The sequence below is a fragment of the Salipiger sp. ABN3_019 genome (assembly GCF_056158605.1).
Map to the genome: position 1 here is coordinate 346034 of NZ_JBSWTP010000004.1, position 21305 is coordinate 367338.

At 65.9% G+C, this 21305-nt stretch carries 17 protein-coding genes; 10 read left to right on the forward strand and 7 right to left on the reverse strand.

Annotated features, from left to right (window positions below):
- The first annotated feature begins 422 nt into the window (after positions 1–422).
- The 10 genes from ACXAD2_RS05480 (at position 423) to ACXAD2_RS05525 (ending at position 15235) form a co-directional block, all read left to right on the forward strand.
- Entirely contained in the window at positions 423–1514 is a 1092-nt protein-coding gene (locus ACXAD2_RS05480) for an NAD-dependent epimerase/dehydratase family protein (protein WP_475167887.1), read from the forward strand.
- A gap of 186 nt (positions 1515–1700) precedes the next feature.
- Positions 1701–2048 carry a hypothetical protein gene (locus ACXAD2_RS05485; protein WP_475167888.1) on the forward strand — a complete coding sequence of 116 codons (348 nt, stop codon included), beginning with the start codon at positions 1701–1703 and terminating at the stop codon, positions 2046–2048.
- 99 nt (positions 2049–2147) lie between these two features.
- Positions 2148–3497 (forward strand): PepSY-associated TM helix domain-containing protein, encoded by a 1350-nt coding sequence (locus ACXAD2_RS05490; protein ID WP_475167891.1) that lies wholly within the window; start codon positions 2148–2150, stop codon positions 3495–3497.
- A gap of 89 nt (positions 3498–3586) precedes the next feature.
- On the forward strand, positions 3587–4477 hold the full coding sequence (locus ACXAD2_RS05495; RefSeq protein ID WP_066111475.1) for a LysR family transcriptional regulator: 891 nt from the start codon (positions 3587–3589) through the stop codon (positions 4475–4477).
- Positions 4478–4645: 168 nt separating this feature from the next.
- Positions 4646–6199, forward strand: coding sequence for an ABC transporter substrate-binding protein (locus ACXAD2_RS05500; protein WP_475167893.1), 1554 nt, complete (start codon positions 4646–4648; stop codon positions 6197–6199).
- Positions 6199–7158, forward strand: a complete 960-nt coding sequence (locus tag ACXAD2_RS05505) for an ABC transporter permease (protein ID WP_475167895.1) — start codon at positions 6199–6201, stop codon at positions 7156–7158. The genes ACXAD2_RS05500 and ACXAD2_RS05505 overlap by 1 nt, the downstream gene beginning before the upstream one ends.
- 1 nt (position 7159) lies before the next feature.
- Complete coding sequence (locus tag ACXAD2_RS05510) at positions 7160–7984, forward strand: ABC transporter permease (RefSeq protein WP_475167896.1); 825 nt, start codon at positions 7160–7162, stop codon at positions 7982–7984.
- A complete protein-coding gene (locus ACXAD2_RS05515) occupies positions 7981–9582 on the forward strand; it encodes an ABC transporter ATP-binding protein (protein ID WP_475167898.1) in 1602 nt (533 codons plus the stop codon). The genes ACXAD2_RS05510 and ACXAD2_RS05515 overlap by 4 nt, the downstream gene beginning before the upstream one ends.
- A 42-nt stretch (positions 9583–9624) precedes the next feature.
- Positions 9625–11619, forward strand: a complete 1995-nt coding sequence (locus ACXAD2_RS05520) for a CocE/NonD family hydrolase (protein ID WP_475167900.1) — start codon at positions 9625–9627, stop codon at positions 11617–11619.
- A gap of 223 nt (positions 11620–11842) precedes the next feature.
- A complete protein-coding gene (locus tag ACXAD2_RS05525) occupies positions 11843–15235 on the forward strand; it encodes a calcium-binding protein (protein ID WP_475167901.1) in 3393 nt (1130 codons plus the stop codon).
- A 57-nt stretch (positions 15236–15292) separates the two neighbouring features.
- On the opposite strand, the gene ACXAD2_RS05530 is transcribed toward ACXAD2_RS05525, so the two are convergent.
- The 7 genes from ACXAD2_RS05530 to motA form a co-directional block, all read right to left on the reverse strand.
- The gene (locus ACXAD2_RS05530; RefSeq protein ID WP_475167903.1) at positions 15293–16477 is read right to left on the reverse strand and encodes a carbohydrate porin; all 1185 of its coding nucleotides are present in this window, start codon (positions 16475–16477) and stop codon (positions 15293–15295) included.
- A gap of 237 nt (positions 16478–16714) precedes the next feature.
- Positions 16715–18187, reverse strand: coding sequence for an FAD/NAD(P)-dependent oxidoreductase (locus tag ACXAD2_RS05535; RefSeq protein WP_475167906.1), 1473 nt, complete (start codon positions 18185–18187; stop codon positions 16715–16717).
- Positions 18184–18516 (reverse strand): (2Fe-2S)-binding protein, encoded by a 333-nt coding sequence (locus tag ACXAD2_RS05540; protein WP_475167909.1) that lies wholly within the window; start codon positions 18514–18516, stop codon positions 18184–18186. Before ACXAD2_RS05540 ends, ACXAD2_RS05535 begins: the two co-directional genes overlap by 4 nt.
- Complete coding sequence (locus ACXAD2_RS05545) at positions 18503–19612, reverse strand: NAD(P)/FAD-dependent oxidoreductase (RefSeq protein ID WP_475167910.1); 1110 nt, start codon at positions 19610–19612, stop codon at positions 18503–18505. Before ACXAD2_RS05545 ends, ACXAD2_RS05540 begins: the two co-directional genes overlap by 14 nt.
- 67 nt (positions 19613–19679) lie before the next feature.
- On the reverse strand, positions 19680–20108 hold the full coding sequence (locus ACXAD2_RS05550) for a flagellar FliJ family protein (RefSeq protein WP_475167913.1): 429 nt from the start codon (positions 20106–20108) through the stop codon (positions 19680–19682).
- The gene (locus ACXAD2_RS05555) at positions 20098–20367 is read right to left on the reverse strand and encodes a hypothetical protein (protein WP_475167916.1); all 270 of its coding nucleotides are present in this window, start codon (positions 20365–20367) and stop codon (positions 20098–20100) included. Before ACXAD2_RS05555 ends, ACXAD2_RS05550 begins: the two co-directional genes overlap by 11 nt.
- Positions 20364–21230: a flagellar motor stator protein MotA gene (gene motA / locus ACXAD2_RS05560; RefSeq protein WP_066111107.1), complete on the reverse strand. Its 867-nt coding sequence runs from the start codon at positions 21228–21230 to the stop codon at positions 20364–20366. Before motA ends, ACXAD2_RS05555 begins: the two co-directional genes overlap by 4 nt.
- Between the last annotated feature and the right edge of the window lie 75 nt (positions 21231–21305).

Genomic DNA, 21305 nt, shown 5'->3' on the forward strand with positions numbered 1-21305 from the left:
CTGAGCGCGGAAGCGCAGCACGAGCCCGTGCAATCGGCAAAGCCTCTGGGTTTGAAGGCCGAATCATGCAAGGATCACCTGTCGGCCAGCGAATTTCTGCTTCTTCGGGCTTTTGTGCTCGGGTCATGTGGGCAGGTTTCAAGGCTGATCGGAGCGTGAAACGGTCTGGCTGAGGGGCCGAAACATACGGATGCTGACAAGCTTCCCGACGTTTCGCCCAACAATGGGGCAGCCACCTTGAACGGGCCGCTGGTTGGGTGCGCGAGTCATAGCCATCTGACTGAACATCGTGTAAAGGATTCAGGTGGGTTAATACCTATTAACTTGGATACTAAAGACTTTACGTAATTTCCTTTAAGGGCCCGATTTTTCAGGGGTCTGCCAGAGGTGTTTTTAATATGCGAATTGGAACGGAGAATCCGATGAATATTGTTATCCTGGGATGCGGGGGCTTTATTGGCAGCCATCTGCTTGATCGACTGCTCACCACCACCGATCACAAGATCATTGGGTGGGATCCGTCGAGCGAGAAGATCCACAAGCATCTGGATCACCCGAACTTCACGCTCCACCAGAAGTACGTTGACGACGCGGACACGCAGAAAGACCTGCGCGACGCGGTCGCAGGCAGCGACGTCGTGATCAACCTCGCGGCGATTTGCAACCCGTCAGAGTACAACACCAACCCGATCAGCGTGATCAAGTCGAACCTCTTCGACGTCTACCCGATCGTCGAGCTTTGCGTCGAATACAAGCGCTGGCTCATCAGCTTCTCGACCAGCGAATGCTATGGCCGCACGTTGTCGAGCTATGTCGGCGATACCGAATACGCCAACCCCGATCTCTACGAGCTGAAGGAAGACGAAACGCCGCTTATTATGGGGCCGATCGTCAACCAGCGTTGGACCTACGCCTGCGCCAAGCAGATGGTCGAGCGCCTCGTCTACGCCCACCACAAGGAAGACGGCCTGCCGTTCACCGTGGTGCGTCCGCTGAACTTCTTCGGCCCGCGCATGGACTATATTCCGCAGCGCGACGGCGACGGTGTGCCGCGGGTTCTGGCCTGCTTCATGGGCGCGCTGCTCAATGGCGATCCGATGAAGCTGGTGGACGGTGGCAAGGCGCGCCGCACCATCGTGTCGATCTACGAGGCCGTGGATGCGATCTGCCGCATGCTCGACAACCCCGAGAAGGCCAATGGCCACGCGTTCAACATCGGCAACCGCAACAACGAGGTCACCATGGCCGAGCTGGCGGATATGATGCGCAAGACCTACGCCAAGATCACCGGTGATCCCTCCTACGAGAACTACCCGATCATTGAGGTCAGCTCGGAAGAGTTCTACGGCGAAGGCTATGAAGATTGCGACCGCCGGATGCCCGACATCTCGAAGGCCAAGGAACTGCTCGGCTGGGAGCCGAAGATCGCGCTCGAGGATGTGCTGCTCGACACGATGACCTACTTCCACGAGCAATACGCCGGCACCATGGCGCGTGCGCATGTAGCCGAATAAAAGCCTCCCCTCGCCAATTCGATTGCCGCGCCCCCTCCCGGGCGCGGCAATTTTCGTTTTGGCCCCTTTGTGCACTGCCAGACCGAACCGCAGTCCGCCGCGCCGTTGCGTCACAGGGCGCGCAACGAGGCGGTACGTGACAAGCTGTCGCTTCCCAAGCTGGCAGTCCCGTGCGACATCACGCGGGTGCGGAGCCTTCTGACATATCCCCTTGCGCTGATCCTCGCCGGACTTCTGGCCCTGACCAGCGCGACCTCGGCAGCCATGATGGCGCCCGACCGCGGCTCTGCCGCGCTCGAAGTGCTTGAGCTGACGGTTGGCATGCTGCACCGCGATGGCTGCGGCTCGGGCGGAGCGCACGAGCATCACTGCCCTTTCTGTCACGGCCTGCCCAACCCGCCCGCGCTCAGCCCCCACGATTGCAGCCAGATGCTGGTGCCGCATGAAAGCTGGCGGCAGGGCGCGGATCTGCTGCGTGAGGCGCAGGCCCGCAATATCAACCATTCCCCAAGAGCGCCGCCCGTCGCCCTCTGACGGCACCCGGCCGTCACGTTCGACACCGGTCCGCGCGGAGAGCCCGCCGGATCGCTCTTGCAAAGGCCCCGCTACCGGCGGGCCAATCGGAATGGATTCATGACAGAACAAACACACCGCGCGGCCTCTGCCGCGCTCTACCGCGCCGTCTGGCGCTGGCATTTCATCGCGGGGCTGGTGATCCTGCCCTTCGTCCTCATCCTCGCGCTCACCGGCGGCATCTATCTCTTCAAGGATGAGATCAACGACGCCGCCTATCAAAACCTGCGCTTCGTGCAGGAGGGCAGCGCGCCGCTCGCCCCCTCGCAGATCACCGCAGCGGCGCTTGCCGCCCATCCCGGCGAGATGAAAGCCTACACGCCCGCCATGGCCGCGGACCGCAGCGCTGAGGTCGACATCCTCGGCGAGGACGGGCTGAAGGATACCGTCTATGTCGATCCCTACACCGGCGACGTTCTCGGCACGCTTTGGGATGGCGGCGCGGCGGGCAGCCCGGCGATGTATGTGGTGCGCAAGCTGCATTCGCTGGAATATGTGGGCTGGTTCGGCAACCGGCTGATCGAGGCCGCGGCGGGCTGGATGGTGCTGCTGGTGGGCACCGGGATCTTTCTGTGGCTGCCGCGCGGACGCAAGCTTGGCACGGTCAGTATCAAGGCCAAGCGCGGCCGCCCGTGGTGGCGCGATCTGCACGCGGTCACGGGGATCTACACCGGCGTCTTCATCGTCTTTCTGGCGATGACCGGGCTGCCGTGGTCCTCGGTCTGGGGCGGCAAGTTCTACGATTATGCCTATGCCTTGGGGATGGGCATGCCGGATGGCTATTGGTCCGGCAAACCGGTCTCGACGGTGCCGGTCGCTGACGCTGTCGACCGCGCGCCTTGGATCATGGAAAAACAGCCCCTGCCGCTGTCGGCTGAGAGCGCGGGCGTGCCGCAGGCGCTTGATTCAGTGGTGGCCAAGGTCGAGGATCTGGGCATCGTGCCGGGCTATTCGGTCTCGATGCCCGGCGGGCCGGAAGGCGTGTTCACCGCCTCGGTCTATCCCGACGACATCACCTATGAGCGGGTGATCCACCTCGATCAATACAGCGGCGAGGTGCTCTATGACGCCGGGCTTGAAGACCTCGGCACGCTGGGCCGCTGGGCCGAATGGGGCATCAGCGTGCACATGGGGCAAGAATGGGGGCTGGTGAACCAGATCGTGCTCCTGCTGGCCTGCCTCGCGATGGTCGGGCTCTGCGCGTCGGGTGCGGCGATGTGGTGGAAGCGTCGCCCTTCGGGTGCGCTCGGCGTGCCGCAGGTGCCCGCCGACTGGCGCATTCCGCGCGCGCTGCTGCTGATAGCGGTGGCGGCGGGCATCTTCTTCCCGCTGGTTGGCCTGTCGATGCTGGTGCTGGCGGCGGTCGAGATCGCGGTGCATCTGATCGGGCGCCGTCGGCAACTCGCCTGATCCCGCGCGGATCCTTGTGCTGGCCCCGTCTGACGCGGGGCCAGTGCATCCCCCTTCGCAGCCCGGCAGTGGCGCACTATAAGCGGCGCATGGATATTGGTCGTCTCCCGCCGCTGCGCAGCCTGCTCGCCTTTCAGACCGTGGCGCGCTGCGGCAGCTTCACCCGCGCCGCCGAGCTTTTGGCGCTCACCCAAAGCGGCATTAGTCGGCAGATCGCGCAGCTTGAGGATCACGTCGGCGCGGCGCTCTTCGAACGCCAGCCCTCGGGGGTGGTGCTGACGCGCATCGGCGAGGAATACGCCAAGGAGGTGGGGCGCGCGCTCGACGCGCTGCAATCGCTTGAGGCCGGGCAGCTGACCCGGCGCGGGCAGGATCAGGTGACCATCGCCTGTTCGCGCGCCGTCGCCGACCTGTGGATGCTGCCGCGTCTGACCCGGCTGCGCGACGCCTTTCCGGGGCTGGAACTGAAGCTGATCGTCAACGACTTCTTTCAGCAGCTGCGCCACGACGAGTATGACCTCGCGATCTACTACCGCCCGAACCGCCCGGCCGATCATGTGGTCGATGTGCTGGGACCCGAAGAGATGATGCCGGTGATGGCGCCGGGCGCGACGCCGCTGACCGAGGCCGAGGCGCCGCTGCTGCTGACCGTCGAAGAGACCCACAAGGAGTGGACGGACTGGGGCAATTGGCTCGCCGCGATGGACGTGCAACTGCCCGAGGCGGCGACGCGCTGGAAGCTCGGCGATTACCACCTCTCGGTCGAGGCGGCGCGGCGCGGCGTGGGCATCGCCATGGGCTGGACGTGGTTCATCGTCGATTATCTCGACAGCGGCGAGTTGGTGCCCGCCGACGCGCGGCCCTTCCGCGGCCACGGCCAGTATTACCTCATGCGCCCCACCACCCGGCACCAACGGCAGGTCGCGCGGCAGGTTGGTGATTGGTTGGTCGAAAGCAATCGCCGCTGGCGCGGGGCTTAACACGCACCCTTGCGCAAGCTGCTGATATAGCGCCGGAAAAACCGAGCCCTGAGAGGCGCTCAGAGGGGTATGACAAAAAATCATTTGTGCCTCTAAGCAATCCCCCGGATGTTCTGCGCCAAGCCGGCCAAGAGCCGCGTATAACGAAAAATCCACAGGAGAGACGACATGACGATCGTTCATGACATGTCCGGTATCAGCCGCCGCGGACTTCTTGCCGGGGCCGCAGGCATGGGCCTCGTGGGCCTCAGCGGCCTGCCGCTGCGCGCGCAGGATGCGCCGCGCAAGGGTGGCACGCTGAAGCTCGGGATCAGCGGCGGCTCGACCACCGATGATTTTGACATCCGCAAGCTGGCGGACTGGGTGCCGGTGAACCAAGCCTATATGGTCATGAACGGTCTGGTCGAGATCGACAGCGACAACATCGCCCAGCCCGAGCTGTTTTCGGCATGGGACGCGGAAGAGGGCGCCGCCGCATGGGTGTTCGACATCCGGCAGGGCGTGACCTTCCACAACGGCAAGAGCCTCACCGCCGATGACGTGATCTACTCGCTCAACCTGCACCGCGGCGAAAGCTCCTCGGCGGCGCGCTCGATCCTCGCGCCGATCACCGAGATCGAGAAGCTGTCGGATCATCAGATCCGCATCACGCTGGAGAGCGGCAACGCCGATCTGCCCTACCTGCTGTCGGACTATCACCTGCTGGTGGTGCCCGAAGGTTTCGACGACTGGTCCAACCCCGTCGGCACCGGCCCCTTCATCCCCGAGCGTGTCGAGCCCGGCGTGCGTGGCCGCTTTGTCCGCAACGAGAGCTACTGGAAGCCCGGCTGCGCCAATGTAGATGCCGTCGAAGTGGTGGTGATCAACGATGTGACCGCCCGCACCAACGCGCTGATGTCGGGGCAGGTGCATGCGATCAACGCGGTGGACTTCAAGACCGTCACCCTGCTGGGCCGCAACCCCAAGGTCGAGATCGTCCGTTCCGCCGGTGGCCAGCATTTCACCTTCCTGATGGATTGCACCAAGGCGCCCTTCACCGACGTGAACGCGCGCCTCGCGATCAAATACGCCGTCGACCGCGAGCAGCTGCTGAAGACCGCGCTCGCCGGGTTCGGTCAGCTGGGCAACGACCATCCGATCCCGCAGACCGACCGCTTCTACAACTCCGAGCTGGAACAGCGCGCCTATGATCCCGAGAAGGCGAGCTTCCACGCCAAGAAGGCGGGTTTCGATCCGCTCGCGGTGACCCTCTCGGCCTCCGACGCGGCCTTCTCCGGCGCCGTGGATGCTGCGGCGGTCTTCCGCAGCGCGGCCACCGGCGCGGGCGTTGATGTGACCATCAAGCGCGAACCGGCGGATGGCTACTGGAGCGACGTGTGGATGCAGGTGCCCTTCTGCATGTCCTACTGGGGTGGACGCCCCACCGCCGACCAGATGCTGTCGATCGCCTATAAGTCCTCCTCCTCCTACAACGACACGCGCTGGAGCAACGAGCGTTTCGACGCGCTGCTCAAAGAAGCCCGCGCGCTGCTCGACGAGGAGAAGCGCCGCGAGATCTACTGGGAGTGTCAGGCGCTGATCCATGAGGACGGCGGCGCGATGATCCCGATGTTCGGCGATTACCTCGATGCGGTATCGACGGACGTGAAGGGCGTGAAGCCCCATGCGATGTTCAACCTGATGGGCGCGCGCATGGCCGAAAAGGTCTGGCTGGACGCCTGATGGGTTCGCTGATCGCAAAACGTGCCGGCCTCGGGCTGCTGACGCTCTGGCTGGTCTCGGTTCTGGTGTTTGCCGGAACCGAGATCTTGCCGGGCGACGTGGCCGGGGCCATCCTCGGACAAAGCGCCACGCCCGAGTCCCTCGCCGCGCTGCGCAGCGAGTTGGGCCTCGATGTGCCCGCGCTTCAGCGCTACTTTGACTGGCTGGGTGGCATCCTCACCGGCGACATGGGCCGCTCTATGGCCTCGGGCCAGCCGGTCGCGGATCTGCTGTGGCCACGCTTTTGGAACACCATGGCGCTGGCAGCCTATGCCGGGGTCATCGCGGCGCCGCTGGCCGTGGGCCTTGGCATCCTCGCCGCCGCCAAGCGTGGCACGATCTTTGACCGCGCCGCCAATATCGCTGCGCTCGCCTTCGTGTCGCTGCCGGAATACTTCCTCGGCCTGCTGCTGGTGCTCTGGCTGTCGGTAAAGACCGGCTGGCTGCCGAGTCTTGCCGACACTTACGAGGGCATGGGGCTTGCCGCTTGGTTCAACGCCACCACCCTGCCGATGCTGGTGCTGGTCATGGTGACCATGGCGCAGATCCTGCGCATGACCCGGACAACGGTTCTGGGCGTTATGGACCAGCCCTATATCGAGACCGCCTTCCTCAAGGGCCTGAAGAATGGCCGCGTGGTCATGCGCCACGCCGCGCCCAACGCCGCCGCACCGATCGTCAATGTGGTGTCGTTCAACATCGCCTATCTGATCACCGGCGTCGTGCTGGTCGAGGCGGTGTTCAACTACAACGGGCTGGGCCGCTTTATGGTGGATGCCGTCTCGAAACGCGATCTGCCGATGGTGCAGGCCGCCGCGATGATCTTTGGCGCCGCTTATGTGATCCTCAACATGATCGCCGACATTGCCGCCATCGCGCTCAACCCCCGCCTGCGCCACCCGCGCGGAAAGGAGGCGTAAGATGAGCCGTCTTTCCAATATCCCGCTGACCGGCTGGATCGGCATGGCGCTGATTGCCGTCAACGCGGTCCTGTTCCTCTTCGGGCCGATGCTCGCGCCCTTCGGACAGGAAGAGATCGTCGGCATGCCCTTCGACATGCCGCAGCCGGGCCATCCGCTGGGCTTTGATCAGAACGGCCGCGACATGCTCTCGCGCCTCCTCTACGGCGCGCAAATGTCCATCGGCATCTCGCTGGCCGCCGTGTGCCTATCGTTCGCCATCGGCGTGCCGCTCGGCATTCTTGCGGCGATCCGGGGCGGCTGGCTTGATCTGGTGCTGTCGCGCGTCGTCGACACCGTTATGTCGATCCCGGTGCTGATCTCGGCGCTGGTGGTGCTGCAGGCGCTCGGCTCGTCGCTGCCGGTGCTGATCGTCACCATCGCCTGTCTCGACAGCACCCGCGTCTTCCGCCTTGCGCGTCTGGTGGCGCAGGGGATCAACGTGATGGAATACGCCGAGGTCGCCCGCCTGCGTGGTGAGGGCCTTGGCTGGATGATCCGCCGCGAGATCCTGCCCAACGCCCTGCCGCCCCTGGTGGCGGAGTTCGGCATGCGCTTTTGCTTCACCTTCCTCTTCGTCGCGGGGCTCTCGTACCTCGGGCTCGGCGTGCAACCGCCCTTTGCCGACTGGGGCGGGATGGTGCGCGACAACCAGCAGGGCATCCTCTACGGGCTCTACGCGCCGCTCTTCCCCGCCGCCGCCATCGCGCTGGTGACCATCGGCGTGAACCTCACCGTCGACTGGCTGCTGTCGGGCCACACCACCGTGCAGGGAGACAACCGATGAGCGATATCCTTCGTATCCGCGACCTGCGCGTCGCCACCGCCGAGGGCGTGGAGCTGCTGCATGGCGTGTCGCTCGACCTCGAACAGGGCGAGATCCTCGGCCTGATCGGCGAAAGCGGCGCGGGCAAGTCGACCATCGGCCTTGCGTCGATGGGGTATGGGCGCGGCGGCTGCCGGATCACCGGCGGCAGCATCGAGCTGGCGGGCCACGATCTGGCGTCGTCAACAAGGTCCGAGCGCGAGGCCGTGCGCGGCGCGCGCATCGCCTATGTGGCGCAGAGCGCGGCGGCGGCCTTCAACCCTGCGCACCGGCTGGAACGGCAGATCATGGAAGGCCCGCTGCGGCACGGTCTGATGACTGCCGGCGAGGCCCGCGCTTGGATGATCGAGCTGTTCACCGCGCTCGGCCTGCCCGAGCCCGAAACCTTCGGGCGCCGCTATCCGCATCAGGTCTCCGGCGGGCAGCTCCAGCGGGCGATGGTCGCCATGGCCATGTCCTGCAAGCCCGACATCCTCGTGCTCGACGAGCCTACCACGGCGCTCGACGTGACCACGCAGATCGAGGTGCTGCTGCTGCTGCGCGAGACGATCCGCAAATACGGCACTTCGGCGCTCTACATCACCCATGATCTCGCGGTGATCGCGCAGGTCGCCGACCGGCTCATGGTGCTGCGCCACGGCGCCAAGGTTGAGACCGGCACCACCGAGCAGATCCTGAGCGCCCCGCGCGAGGAGTACACGCAGCGGCTGGTCTCGGAACGGCAGGCGAGCCTCAACGCCGAGGCGGGGGCGCATCACCGCACTGGCGAAGAGATCCTGCGGGTGGATCATGTCTCTGCCGCCTACGGCAAGACGGCGGTGCTGCACGACGTCGATCTGTCGGTGAAGCGCGGCGAAACCGTCGCCATCGTCGGCGAGTCCGGTTCGGGCAAATCCACGCTGGCGCGGCTGGTCTCTGGCTTGCTGACGCCTTCGGCGGGGCAGGTGCAGTTCGACGGAGAGGCGCTGCCGACAAGCTACCGCAAGCGCGCGCCCGACCTCTTGCGCCGCATCCAGCTGATCTATCAGCTGCCCGACGTGGCGCTGAACCCGCGCCAGACCGTAGCCGAGGCCATCGGCCGCCCGCTGCAGACCTTCCGCGGGCTGAAGGGCAGGGCGCAACGGGACGAGGTGGCGCGGCTTTTGGATCTGATCGGTCTGCCCGCCGAGATGGCCGGGCGTCTGCCCGGTGCCCTGTCCGGTGGGCAGAAACAGCGCGTCTGCATTGCCCGCGCGCTTGCCGCAGAGCCCGATCTGATGATCTGCGACGAGGTCACCTCGGCGCTCGATCCGCTGGTCGCCGAGGACATCCTGCGCCTGCTGCGCAAGCTGCAGGACGAGCTTGGCATGACCTACCTCTTCATCACCCACGATCTGTCGGTGGTGCGCCGCCTCGCCGACCGCACGGTGGTGATGCAGAAGGGCCGGATCGTCGAAGAGGCGGACACCGCCACGCTGTTTGACGCGCCGCGCGATCCCTACACCCGCAAGCTGCTGGACTCGGTGCCGCAGCTCGACCGCGGGTGGCTCGACAAGGTGCTGGCCGCCCGCGCGTCCTGACCCGAACACACATCTGAATACACACGATAAACGGAAGTCATCATGGCCACCGAATTCATCGAACACGTCTGGATCCCCATGGCCGACGGCACGCGCCTCAGCGCCCGGCTGTTCCTGCCCGAGGGCGCCCGCAGCCACGCGGTTCCGGCGGTTCTGGAATACATCCCCTACCGAAAGCGCGACGGCACCCGTGGCCGCGACGAGGCGATGCACGGCTATTTCGCCGAGAACGGCTATGCCGCCGTGCGCGTCGATATCCGCGGCACCGGCGAGTTTGAGGGCCATATGGCCGACGAATACCTCGAGCTGGAACAGGACGATGCTTGCGAGGTCATCGCCTGGATCGCCGCGCAGGATTGGTGCGACGGCAACGTCGGGATGATGGGCAAAAGCTGGTCGGGCTTCAACTCGCTGCAGGTTGCGGCGCGGCGGCCCCCGGCGCTGAAGGCGATCATCACCTGCTATTCCACCGACGACCGCTTCAAGGACGACATTCACTTCATGAATGGCTGCCTGCTGAACGACAACTTCTGGTGGGGCTCGATCATGATGGGCTATCAGGCCCGCCCGCTCGATCCCGAGGTGGTTGGCGAAAGCTGGCGCGAGGACTGGCAGAAGCGGCTGGAAACGCTGCCTTTCTTCCCCGCCATGTGGGCCGAGCACCAAAGCTATGACGCCTATTGGAAGCACGGCTCGGTGCAGGAGGATTACGCGGCGATCGAGTGCCCGGTGATGGTCGTCGGCGCCTGGGCCGACAGCTACACCAACTCGGTGCCGCGCCTGCTCGAGAACCTTTCGGTGCCCACCCGCGGCATCATCGGGCCGTGGGGGCATGTATATCCGCAAGACGGCGTGCCCGGCCCGGCGATCGGCTTCCTGCAGGAGGCGGTGCGCTGGTGGGACCAATGGCTCAAGGGCGAGGACAACGGCGTGATGGAGGAGCCCAAGCTGCGCGCCTACATAAACGATCCCATCGCGCCCGACACCTCGCGCCCCGATCAGCCGGGCCGCTGGGTGGGCTCTGACTGGCCCCTCGCCGAGCCGATGCGCGCGATGCATCTGACACCCGGCGGCGCGCTCACCGATGCGCCGGAAGAGGGCGGGTTGCTGCCGATCCGCTCGCCGCAGAGCCACGGGATTGCCTCGGGCGAATGGATGGGCGTCGGTTGCGCGGGTGAGATGCCCGCCGACCAGCGTATCGAGGATGGCGGCGCGTTGGTCTTCGAAACCGAGGTGCTGCAGGACGATCTGGAAATCCTCGGGGTGCCCGAACTGGACCTGCACCTCGCCTCCGACAAACCGGTGGCGCAGGTGGTGGTGCGGCTTGGCGACGTCGCGCCCGATGGCAAGGTCACCCGCGTCAGCTATCAGGTGCTGAACCTCACCCACCGCAACGGACATGAGGCGCCCGAAGCACTGGTGCCGGGCCAATTCGAGACGGTGAAGGTCAAGCTCTCGACCTGCGGCCACCGCTTTGCCGCGGGCCACAAGCTGCGCATCTCGGTAGGCACCGCCTATTGGCCGATCATCTGGCCCGCGCCCGAGGCCGCAACGCTGACCATCGATACCGCACGCAGCCTGCTGCATCTGCCGCAGCGCGCGGGCGGCGATGCGCATCCCGGTTTCGAGCCTCCGGCGCATGGTCCCGCCTGTCCGATCACCATGATCCGGCCCGCCAAGCTCGAGCGCCACGTGACCACCGACTATCTCACCGGCGAGGTCACCTATGTGACCAATGGCGAAGGCGGGCTCTTCGGCGAGGGCGTGCTGCGCTTCGATGAGATCGGCACGGTGCTCTCGCACAGCCTGCGCCGCGAGTTGACCATCCATCCCGATGATCCCACCTCGGCGCGCTACAAGCTGCATCAGGACTATGAGATGGGGCGCGACGGCTGGATGACCCGCTCGTTGCTTGATGGCGAGATGACCTGCGACGCCGAGACCTTTTTCCTCAAGGCCACCATGGTCGTGACGCTGAACGGCGAAGAGGTCTTTGCCAAGACATGGGACGAGGCGATCCCGCGCGGGCTGATCTGAGCGCGGGCAGCAGACAGACAAGGCAAGCGCCGGCCCTTCGCGGGTCGGCGTTTTGCGTTTGCGGCCCACGGATACAGAAACGCGAAACGAAGTGTTTCCAAAAAATTAGAGAATATGGCGAAATTGCGGTCTAAGCTCTGGGGGATTTTCTTGCCGGAGGCAGCAGGCCGCTGTTCCGGGTCTTTGTCCTGCCGGGTTCGGCGGCCTTTGTATGGTAAGTCATATGCCCACGCTGTATCTGTTCTCCCTCCTTCTCGGCGCGCTGGCATGGAGCGTCGCGAGCCCCTCTTCCAGCGATGACGACACACCCGAGCCCGAGGACAGCGAGGAAGACATTTCCCTGCTCCTTGGTACCGTGGGCGACGACGCGCTGGAGGGCGGCGCTGGGGATGACACCCTTGATGGCAGGAGTGGCAACGACAGTCTCGACGGCGGGGCTGGCGATGATCTGCTGATCGGCGGCGAGGGCAACGATCAGATCGTCGGCACGCAGGGCTCGGACACTGCGCAGGGCGGCGCGGGCACCGACATCCTGCTGTTCCTCGACGATGCGCTCGGCGCGCCGGATGTGCTTGACGGGGGTGCCGGGATCGACGTGCTTTGGGGCGACGACGGCGACGTGATGACCGGCGGCGCCAACGCCGATCTCTTCATCGTGCCGGTGGGGCAGGAGGGGGCGGCGCCGGTCACCATCACCGATCTCGACTTCACCCGCTTCACCGAGCAGGACGTGCCCGACCGCGTGGTCTTCGTCACGCCCGAGGGCGAGATCATCCCGCGCGCCTCTTTCTTCGACGGCACGCTTGCGGCGGGCATCGGCGACATGCCCGACGGCAGCGGCGCGGGGATTTTCATGAATGGCGATGTGGTCGCGGTGATCGAGGGCTACACTGCCGAGGAGCTGTTCTACGAGACCGTCTGGATCGGCAACTTCGCCCCGGCGCTCACCGGGTTTTACGACGGCGACGACGCGCTCACCGGCTCCACTGCGCGCGACGAGCTGTTCGGCGGCGACGGTGCGGATACGCTGGAAGGTCTCGGCGGCGGCGACTACCTTGACGGTCAGGCGGGCGATGATTTCGTCAGCGGTGTCGATGCCGATGGGGCGGAAACGCTGGGCGACACGCTGGTCGGCAACGCGGGCGACGACACGCTGCGCGGCGATGCGGGCGATCACCTTGCAGGGGCTGCGGGCAATGACGCCTATGAACTGGTGGTGCCGCAGGGCGATGAGGACTTCACGCCGCTCACGCTGCACACCTATGATCTGCAAGGCAACGATGGAGGGCCGGAATTGATCACGCTGATCCTGCCGGATGGCAGCGCGCTTTCTGCGGGCGAGGCCTATCAGAACCTGACCGTCGCCTCGGCGGAGGATGGCAGCGGCGCGGCGCTGGTCTATGACGGCACGGTGCTGGCGGTGATCGACGGGGTGGATGCGGACAGCCTTGGCGATCCGCGTGGCTGGCTGGGCAATCTCGCGCAGGTGACGCCGCTGGCCGCGGCGCCGCCCGCTTTCGAGGGCACGCATATTTCCGTCACCGCCGCCACCGGTACGGGCGAGACGCTGGATGGCGCCTTCTTCGGCGGCAACCTCGTGTTCAGCGTCAACACCGAGAGCGGCCTGCCCTTGGACAATTTCGGCGCGGCGGCGGATGCGCTCGACATCACCCATCTGCGTTTCCCGGCGGGGCAGGGCGACAGCGGCGATCTCGAAGAGGATGGCGACGGCTTCCTCAACATCCTGCAAATGGAGCGCTCAGACGGCACATGGGCGCTGCGGCAGGAAGTCACCGACATGCTCGACTGGGCACGCGAGAATGGCGCGCAGGTGACGCTGGTGCTACCCACCAAGAACTACAGCGTGGCTGAGTTCGAGGCGCTGGAAGATGACATTGCCCGCTTTGCGCAGACCGTCGTGACGGACTACGGCGATGTGGTCGAAGCCTTCGAGATCGGCAATGAATACTGGAGCATGGGTGAGACCGCCTATGGCTCGAAGGCCGATGTCGCCGCCGTCGCACTGGCGCGCGGCATGGAGGATGCGGGCTTTGGCGAAGAGGATCAGGCCGCCATTATCGTGCAGATGGCCTCGCCCTTCTCAGGCTCGGAATACCATGTCTCGGTCGATGACCGGCCCTATCTGCAGCGCGTGCAAGACGCCAACCGCACGATCATCGACCAGCTTGGCACCGAGGCGCGCGAGGCGATCGACGGGGTGGTCGAGCATTACTACTACGACAAGACGGTCATCGAATTCGAGGGCACCAGCGGCGAGATGAACTTCATCAACCGCGACTATGCCGTCTGGGACGAGGCCTTCGACAAGGACCTCGACCTCTACATCACCGAATGGAACGTGCGCACCTCCGACACCACCGAAACCGGGCTGCGCTCCGCCTCTGTGCTGGTCGAGATGACTTCGACCATGAACGAGCTGGGGGTGGACGCCGCGCATGTCTGGCCGGTGCAGCACAACACGCCGACCGATCTGGCCGGCAAGCAGCATGAGGATGTGATCACCGATGCCGAGGGGCGGGTGCTCAACACCATCAACGGCGCGACCTTCGATCTGATGAGTTCCAGTCTGCCGGGGCTCGAACTGCTGGACACGGATCTGTCGATCGAGGACGGCAGCTTCACCTTCCACGCCTGGCAGTCCGAGGACAGCACGGTCGTTTACGTCGCCTCGCGGGCCACCGACACCATCGAACTGGAGCTTGACCTTGGGGCGCTGGTGCCGGGCTATACCTCCGCCTCGGCGGTGAAGATCGGTGCGGATTTCTCGGCCAACTCCAGCGACGGCGTGCATTACGTGCCGGGCGAGGGCTTTCAGGAAGCCGACAGCCTCCTCGTCAACGGCCAGCGCTACTACATCAACGAAAACGACGTGCGCGCCGAACTGACCGATATCGCGGTGAACAGCACCACGGTGCGGGTGACGCTCGACCCGTTCGAGGTGATCGAAATCAGCTTCGACACCTCCGGGGTGGATGTGACCGGGCCCGAGACCGGCGACAGTGAGGGCGAGCAGATCACCGGCACCACCCGGGCCGACACGCTGGAGGGGGGCACCGAGGACGACACGCTTTCGGGGCTTGCGGGCGATGACCGGCTTACCGGCGGCAAGGGAGACGACAGCGCCAATGGCGGCGACGGCGACGACCGGCTGCTTGGCTGGGGCGGCGACGATTATCTCAAGGGCGGGGATGGCGCCGATCTGATCTCGGGCAACCAAGGCAGCGACACGCTGGTGGGCAGTGAAGGCGACGACACGCTCACCGGCAATGAGGACGACGACGAGCTGAACGGCATGGTGGGCAACGACAGCCTCTCGGGCGGGGCCGGGGCGGATACGCTCACCGGTTGGGCCGGGCGCGATATCTTCGTGCTCGAAGAGGGCGATCTGACGGGCGGTGACGTGATCACCGACTTCACCCCCGGCAAGGACGTGATCGAAGTGGACCTGCCGGGCATCAACGCGCTGTCGGATATCGCCTTCAGCGCCAGCGACGCAGGGATCACCGTCCGCTTCGGCAGCCAAGGCAGCCTGCTTCTGCAGGGCGACCTGCGCATCGCCGACGTGAACGCCGCGCGCAATTTCACCTTCGTCTGAGGCGCAGCGAAAAAGGCTGTCCCCGCGGGGACAGCCTTTTTTGCGGGGTGCGCAGGATCAGAACGTGGCGCGCAGGCGGAAGCCGATCTGGGTGTAATCGTCAAAGCTCTCGAAGCTTGGCTGCACGCGCATGATGTTGCCACCCAAGCGCCAGTTCTCGTTCAGCGCCGCCTCATAGAATGCCTCGACCGCCCATTCGTCCTGCAGCTTTACGCCATAGGCATCCAGCGCCTCGCCCAGCTTGTCGGACCAGTCGTAGCGCGACCATGCGAGGCCCCAGCGGTCGCTCTCGCGCCCGGCGAAGGGGGCGTTGCCGCCGACGCCGACAAGATAGAGCGCATCAAGCGGGTTGGGGTTGCCGTCACCAAAGCCGACCTGACCGAACACCCCCCAGCCATGCATCGGGTTTTGAGGGTTGCTCCAGAGGTACTGCTGGAAGCTGATCCCGGCGTAGCTCACGCCCTGCTTGCTGCCGGCGAAACTGTCGTCATCGGGCGACAGCAGCAGCAATTCATAGTCCGTGCCCTTCTTGGTCGAATGCACGAGGTTGAGGTTGTAGAACCCCGGCTGGCCATTGAGCGCCGTCGCAAAGGTCACCGTGCCGTTGTAGACCGCGCCATCGTCGAACAGGTTGTCCCAGAAATCCTCGCCCTGCGCGTTGTTCGGATCATAGACGAAGAACGAGAAGATCATCGGATCGGTCTTCACCGCCAGCATACCGCCGAACACATAGGGCGGCAGCACGAAGTTGCCGGGCGCCGCAAGGCCGGTGTACTGGAAGCCGCCCTGTCCCTGCCCGCCGATAAGCGGCGTCTGCTCGGCCAGATCAATGACGTTGAACTTGCCGAAGGTCAGGCTGGTGCTGGGCGAGAACTGCTGCGTCACGGTCAGCGACAGGGTGGTGTTCTCATCGGCGCTGGCGCGCGGCAGCGCCGCGAAAACGTTGGTCGGCCAGATCACCCCGCCCTCGCCGAAGCCGACGAAATCGTCGCCGTCGTTATATTCAAGATGGGCGCTGACCGAGCCGCCGTCCCAGATCTCGCCGTAGGACATCTTGATGTCGGCGCGCCAGCTGTAGCGCCCGTCGTCATCGGCGTCGCCCTCGATGGCCGCATCCGCATAGGTGGTCAGGCCAAAGCTAAACTGCGGCCCGCTCTGCTGCGCGGTGGCGGCGAGCGGTAGGGCGGTGGCGGCGAGGCTGGTGGCAATCAGGCAGAAGGGAAGGGACGGGCGCAGGGGCATGGAAATATCCTCGTGCTTGAGGTGACTCTGACTTTGAAAAGCGTCGGCCCGGGATGGATTTCGCGCGCTGCCGAGGCGGAACTCGCAAGAAACATGATCTCGAAATATATGATTTCGCTGAGTTAATTCGCGGCGCGAAATCACTGTTAAAAGGATTTCACAGTCGCGTGAAAAAAGCAATTCTGTATCCACCCCAGCGCGAACGAGGGACAGAGATGTGGCCTTATTGCCCTTACGTCACCCTTGGTCTTTGTGGCCCGTAAGGCCGGGCAGAGGGGTCTGCGGCAGCGGGTGATCTCCCAGTGCGGCCTGCTGTGCGGCGGGGGCGGCAGGAAGCTGCGCCAGTTCGCCAAGGCGCAGTGGGCGAACGGGCGTGCGAAGCCGCAGATGGCCCAGTTCGGACGGCGCGCGTCCGGTCTCATCGGCCATGATCTCGGTCACGCTGGTGGCGCACATGCGGCCCTGACAGGGGCCCATGCCGCAGCGCAGGTAGGTCTTGATCTGGTTTGGCCCGGGTGCGCCGAGCCGCGCCGCCTCGCGGATGGCTTCGGCGCTGATCTCCTCGCAGCGGCAAACCAGCGTGTCGCCGCGCGGGGCGAGCAGAGCGGGCGGCGGTGCGAACCAGCGGTCGATGAAGGCGCGCCCAAGATCGGCCTGGCGCCATGCGCGCAGCGCTTCGGCGTGGTGGGACGGATCGACCGGGGCACCCAAATGCGCCAGCGCCGCCAGTGCGGCGCGCCGCCCGGAGGGCAGGGCGCGGTCTGCACCGCCAATCGTCGCGCCATCCCCGGCAAGAAAGAGGCCCGGCAGTGCGGTGCTGCCATCCTCGCGAGCATCGGGTTCGAAGCAGCGCAGCACCGGGTTCCAGCGGGTCGGAACGCCCGCAGCGGCGGCGAGATGCAGCGAGGGGATGACGCCCGCATGCAGCAGCACCATCTCTGCGCCGATCTCCTGCCAGCGCCCGCGCCGCTTCCAGCGCAGCGCTTCGGCGCGGGTCTCACCGCGCACCTCAAGCGCCTCGGCGCCTGAAATCACCCTAACGTTGCGGCGCACCCGTGCCATCAGCCCGGCGCCCTTGCGGAACCCGTCGGAGCGCAAAAAGCCCGGCAGATGGCGCAGCGCGGCGCGGCGGGTTTCGGACGGTGTCTCGATCAGCGCGGCAGGGCGCAGGCCGGCGCGCAGGAACTGGTCGGCGAGCAGGTAGAGCAGCGGGCCGATCCCAGCCAGAACCACCCGCCCCTCGGGCAGCAGACCGCCGCTTTTGAGCGCGATCTGCGCGGCGCCAGCGCCCATCACGCCGGGCAGGGTCCAGCCGGGCACGGGCAGCGGGCGCTCCTGCGCGCCGGTGGCGAGGATCACCGCGCGGGCCGTCAGAAGATGCGCGGCCCCATCAAGGGTGAGGCCGATCCGGGCGCCGCCCGTGGCCTCCGGCATGACACCCCAGACCGAAACACCCGGCACATGCTGCGCGCCGCTTTTGGCGAAGGCCTCGGCCAGCGCTGCGCCCTTGGCATAGTCCGGCCCGAGCAGCGTTTTGCGCGCCTCCGGGGCCGCGCCGATCCCGCGCCAAATCTGGCCGCCCGCCGCCGGGGCCTCATCGAGCAGCAGCACCTTCACGCCTGCCGCCCGCGCCTCAAGCGCGGCGGCCATGCCAGCGGGCCCGGCCCCGATGATCACCAGTTCGGCGGTGTCCGGCAGCGTGCGGCTCATTGCGGCGCCTCCGGGTGAATGCCGGGGAGAATGCTGGGGAAGATTTCGGGCGCGCCGGATTGGCGGGTGATGCGCATGCCGGGCGCGACGGTGACCATGCAGGCCTGCCGGTTGGCAACGCCGTCGATGGTCACGAGGCATTCGAAGCACACGCCCATCAGGCAATAGGGCGCGCGCGGTGCTCCGCTGACCACGCTGCCGCGGAAGTGCTGAACTCCGCCCGCCAGCATCGCGAGGGCCACCGTCTCGCCGCGGCGGGCGGCAAGGGGTTCGCCGTCGAGCAGGATCTCGATGGTGTCTTCGGGGGGCAGGGGATCACGCCGGAACATGGAACCTCGCGGAGGAAAATGCCGAAGGGCCGATCTGCTGCGCTCCCTCGGCGATCTTTGGCGCGACGTGCAGGGCGTGCAGCGCGGCGAGGGTGACGCCGCTGTGACAAAGCACCAGATAGGCGCCGGGGTGGTGGGCCGAGTGGTCGTAGATTGGCGCGCCATCCAGTGGTTTCACCCGAAAGCCGGTCCAGCTGCGGACAACGCCAAGCTGCGCCAGAGGCGGGTAGACGCGGATGGCGCGGGCGCCGAGCAGCGCCGCGATCTCTGGGTTGCCGGAGATCTCTGCGGTGTCGCCCTCGTCGCTGTCGCCGATCAAAACGCTGCCCTCGTCGGTCTGGCGGATGATCGCGCTGAGAAACGGCAGCCGGCCCGAGACGCGCTCGGTCACCACGATCTGCCCGCGACTGTGCCTGAGCGGCGCGCGCAGGCCGACCATCGGGGCCAGCGCCTCGGTGCCGGTGCCTGCGGCCAGTACGACGCGCGGCGTGGTGATCTCGCCCCATGCGCCAGTGAGGCGGAAGCCGCTGGGGCGCGGCTCGATCCGCTCGACGATGCGCTGCGCCTGATAGGTGACGCCCGCAGCGGCCCCGGCGCGATGCAGTGCGTGGAACAGCCGCAGCGCGTTCACATGGCCATCGGCGGAGCCATGGGCCCCGCCAACAACATCCGGGCCGATGCCGGGGATCTCGCGCAGCAGCTCGGCGCGCGACAGGCTGCGCCATGGGGCGGCTTCGCCGCCGGTCTCTTCGGTGATGCGGGTCATGTCGGCGGTGATCTCGTCCAGTTCGTGAGACGAGAGCGCAAAGCTGTAGCCGCCGGGCTGGTCGAGCGCCACGTCAAGACCGCTGCGCGCCGCGAGATCGCGCGCGAAGGCGGTCCAGATCTTGGCCGCCTCATACGACCAGCGCGCATAGGCCGGATTGCCCAAACCCTTGCCCGAGACCCAGACGAGGCCGAAATTGGCGCGCGAGGCGCGGGCGGAAAGATCCGCGCCATCCAGCACCAGCACGCGCTGCCCCGCGGCGGCCAGCCCGAGCGCCAGCGCGCTGCCGACGAGACCGCCGCCGATCACCGTGATGTCGTGCTGCTGCATGGGGTCCTCTTGCGGGATGGCTTTGCCAATGCTTTTCCCGCCCAGGGTCGGGCTTGTCCAGCCGAGATCAGCGCCGCCAGCGCAGCAGCGACAACTCGTCCTGGGCTTCGGCCTCGCGCTTTTCGGCGGCGCGGCGCTCTTCGGCGAGACGCTTGAGGCGCAGGATCTCATAGGTCTTTTGTTCGGCCAGCGCGGCGCGAAGCTTCTCTTCGGAGTGGGCCAGTTCCGGTGCGAGCCTTGCGGCGTCGCTGGAGATGCGGTCGACCTCGGCGCGGATGGAGCGGATGAACCGCCCGAGATAGGGCGCGCCTTCGAGCCCGTCGATGCGCGACTCGCCTGACAGCCGGTCGAGCAGCGCGGTCTTGTCGTTTTCGAGCTTGTCCATGCGGGCGCGGATCGCGCCGGTCTCGGCAGCCTGCTTTTCTGTCTCGAGCGTTTTGAGGCGTTCCATCACCTCGAGCGCGCGCAGGCGGCGGCGGACGGCCTCAGTGGCCATTGGCAGGAGCCGGCGCGTCCGGCGCATCGGGCACCGGGCGCTCGCCGCCAAGCTTGCGCCGCATGGCCGCGAGCAGATCTGCGGGGAAGCCGTTGCCGGAGGGGGGGATCTCGGTAAACGTGCCGCCGCGCGCCGCCGACATGAAGCCGGGGTCTTCCTCTTCCGCCTTGTCCTTCGGAGCGCCCGCAGCAAAGGCGCCGCCCGCGAGCAGCGCCAGAAGCAGAGGCCCAAGGAGGGCGAAGGCGGCGCTGCGCGTCATGCGGCGGGCAATTCCTTCTGCGCGGCCTCGACCTCGTAGAAATCAGGCTGCATGCGGGTGGGGATGTTGCCGCGACCGATCTCGACGCAGATGCTGGGCGGATGATCGGCGACCATGGCGACAAAGATGTCGCGGATGATGTGGTAGAAGGCGGCGTCTTCGTCTTCGATCTGCGTCAGACGGCCCGAGATCGGCTGCACCATGCAATAGGCGAGGAACACGCCGAGGAAGGTGCCCACCAGCGCGCCGCCGATCATCGCGCCGAGGATTTCGGGCGGCTGGTCGATCGAGGACATGGTCTTGATCACCCCCAGAACCGCCGCAACGATGCCGATCGCCGGAAGACCGTCGGCCACCTGCTGGATCGCATGGGCGGGAGCCATGGCCTCGTGGTGGTGCTTCTTGATCTTGCGGTTGATCACATCCTCAGTCTGGTACTTGTCGTCGAACTGCATCGACAGCATGCGGAAGCTGTCGCGGATCAGTTCGATGGCAAAGTGATCCGCCGCGATGCGCGGGTAGCGCGCGAAGATGTCGCTTTCCTTGGGGGATTCGATGTGGCTGTCGAGCGCGAGGATGCCCTTGGCCTTATAGATGCGCGACAGTTCGAACATCAGGTTGAGAAGATCGGTGTAATCCTTGGTCTTCCACCGCGGGCCCTTCATCACCTTCACGATGCCCTTGCCCGAGCTTTTGATCACCGAGAAGCTGTTGGCGATGACGAAAGAGCCGATCGCCGCGCCGCCGATCATCATGCCTTCGAAGGGCAGGGCGTGCAGCACGATGTCCATCTTGCCGCCCGACAGGATGAACCCGCCGAACACGAGACCGAAAACGAGGGCGAGGCCGAGTATCAACGTCATGGATGGGATCTCTGCTTGGGCTCTTGTTGCCGGAAAACGCCGGTGCTCATGTCCAAGCATAAGTAAATTTGACTT

Bases quoted from the DNA above. Each gene is read 5' to 3' on its own strand.
- ACXAD2_RS05510 (WP_475167896.1), top strand. From the start codon at position 7,160: ATGAGCCGTCTTTCCAATATCCCGCTGACCGGCTGGATCGGCATGGCG.
- ACXAD2_RS05530 (WP_475167903.1), bottom strand. From the start codon at position 16,477: ATGCCCCTGCGCCCGTCCCTTCCCTTCTGCCTGATTGCCACCAGCCTC.
- ACXAD2_RS05540 (WP_475167909.1), bottom strand. From the start codon at position 18,516: ATGTTCCGGCGTGATCCCCTGCCCCCCGAAGACACCATCGAGATCCTG.
- ACXAD2_RS05490 (WP_475167891.1), top strand. From the start codon at position 2,148: ATGACAGAACAAACACACCGCGCGGCCTCTGCCGCGCTCTACCGCGCC.
- ACXAD2_RS05480 (WP_475167887.1), top strand. From the start codon at position 423: ATGAATATTGTTATCCTGGGATGCGGGGGCTTTATTGGCAGCCATCTG.
- ACXAD2_RS05555 (WP_475167916.1), bottom strand. From the start codon at position 20,367: ATGACGCGCAGCGCCGCCTTCGCCCTCCTTGGGCCTCTGCTTCTGGCG.
- ACXAD2_RS05500 (WP_475167893.1), top strand. From the start codon at position 4,646: ATGACGATCGTTCATGACATGTCCGGTATCAGCCGCCGCGGACTTCTT.
- motA (WP_066111107.1), bottom strand. From the start codon at position 21,230: ATGACGTTGATACTCGGCCTCGCCCTCGTTTTCGGTCTCGTGTTCGGC.
- ACXAD2_RS05495 (WP_066111475.1), top strand. From the start codon at position 3,587: ATGGATATTGGTCGTCTCCCGCCGCTGCGCAGCCTGCTCGCCTTTCAG.
- ACXAD2_RS05505 (WP_475167895.1), top strand. From the start codon at position 6,199: ATGGGTTCGCTGATCGCAAAACGTGCCGGCCTCGGGCTGCTGACGCTC.
- ACXAD2_RS05545 (WP_475167910.1), bottom strand. From the start codon at position 19,612: ATGCAGCAGCACGACATCACGGTGATCGGCGGCGGTCTCGTCGGCAGC.
- ACXAD2_RS05515 (WP_475167898.1), top strand. From the start codon at position 7,981: ATGAGCGATATCCTTCGTATCCGCGACCTGCGCGTCGCCACCGCCGAG.
- ACXAD2_RS05550 (WP_475167913.1), bottom strand. From the start codon at position 20,108: ATGGCCACTGAGGCCGTCCGCCGCCGCCTGCGCGCGCTCGAGGTGATG.
- ACXAD2_RS05535 (WP_475167906.1), bottom strand. From the start codon at position 18,187: ATGAGCCGCACGCTGCCGGACACCGCCGAACTGGTGATCATCGGGGCC.
- ACXAD2_RS05520 (WP_475167900.1), top strand. From the start codon at position 9,625: ATGGCCACCGAATTCATCGAACACGTCTGGATCCCCATGGCCGACGGC.
- ACXAD2_RS05525 (WP_475167901.1), top strand. From the start codon at position 11,843: ATGCCCACGCTGTATCTGTTCTCCCTCCTTCTCGGCGCGCTGGCATGG.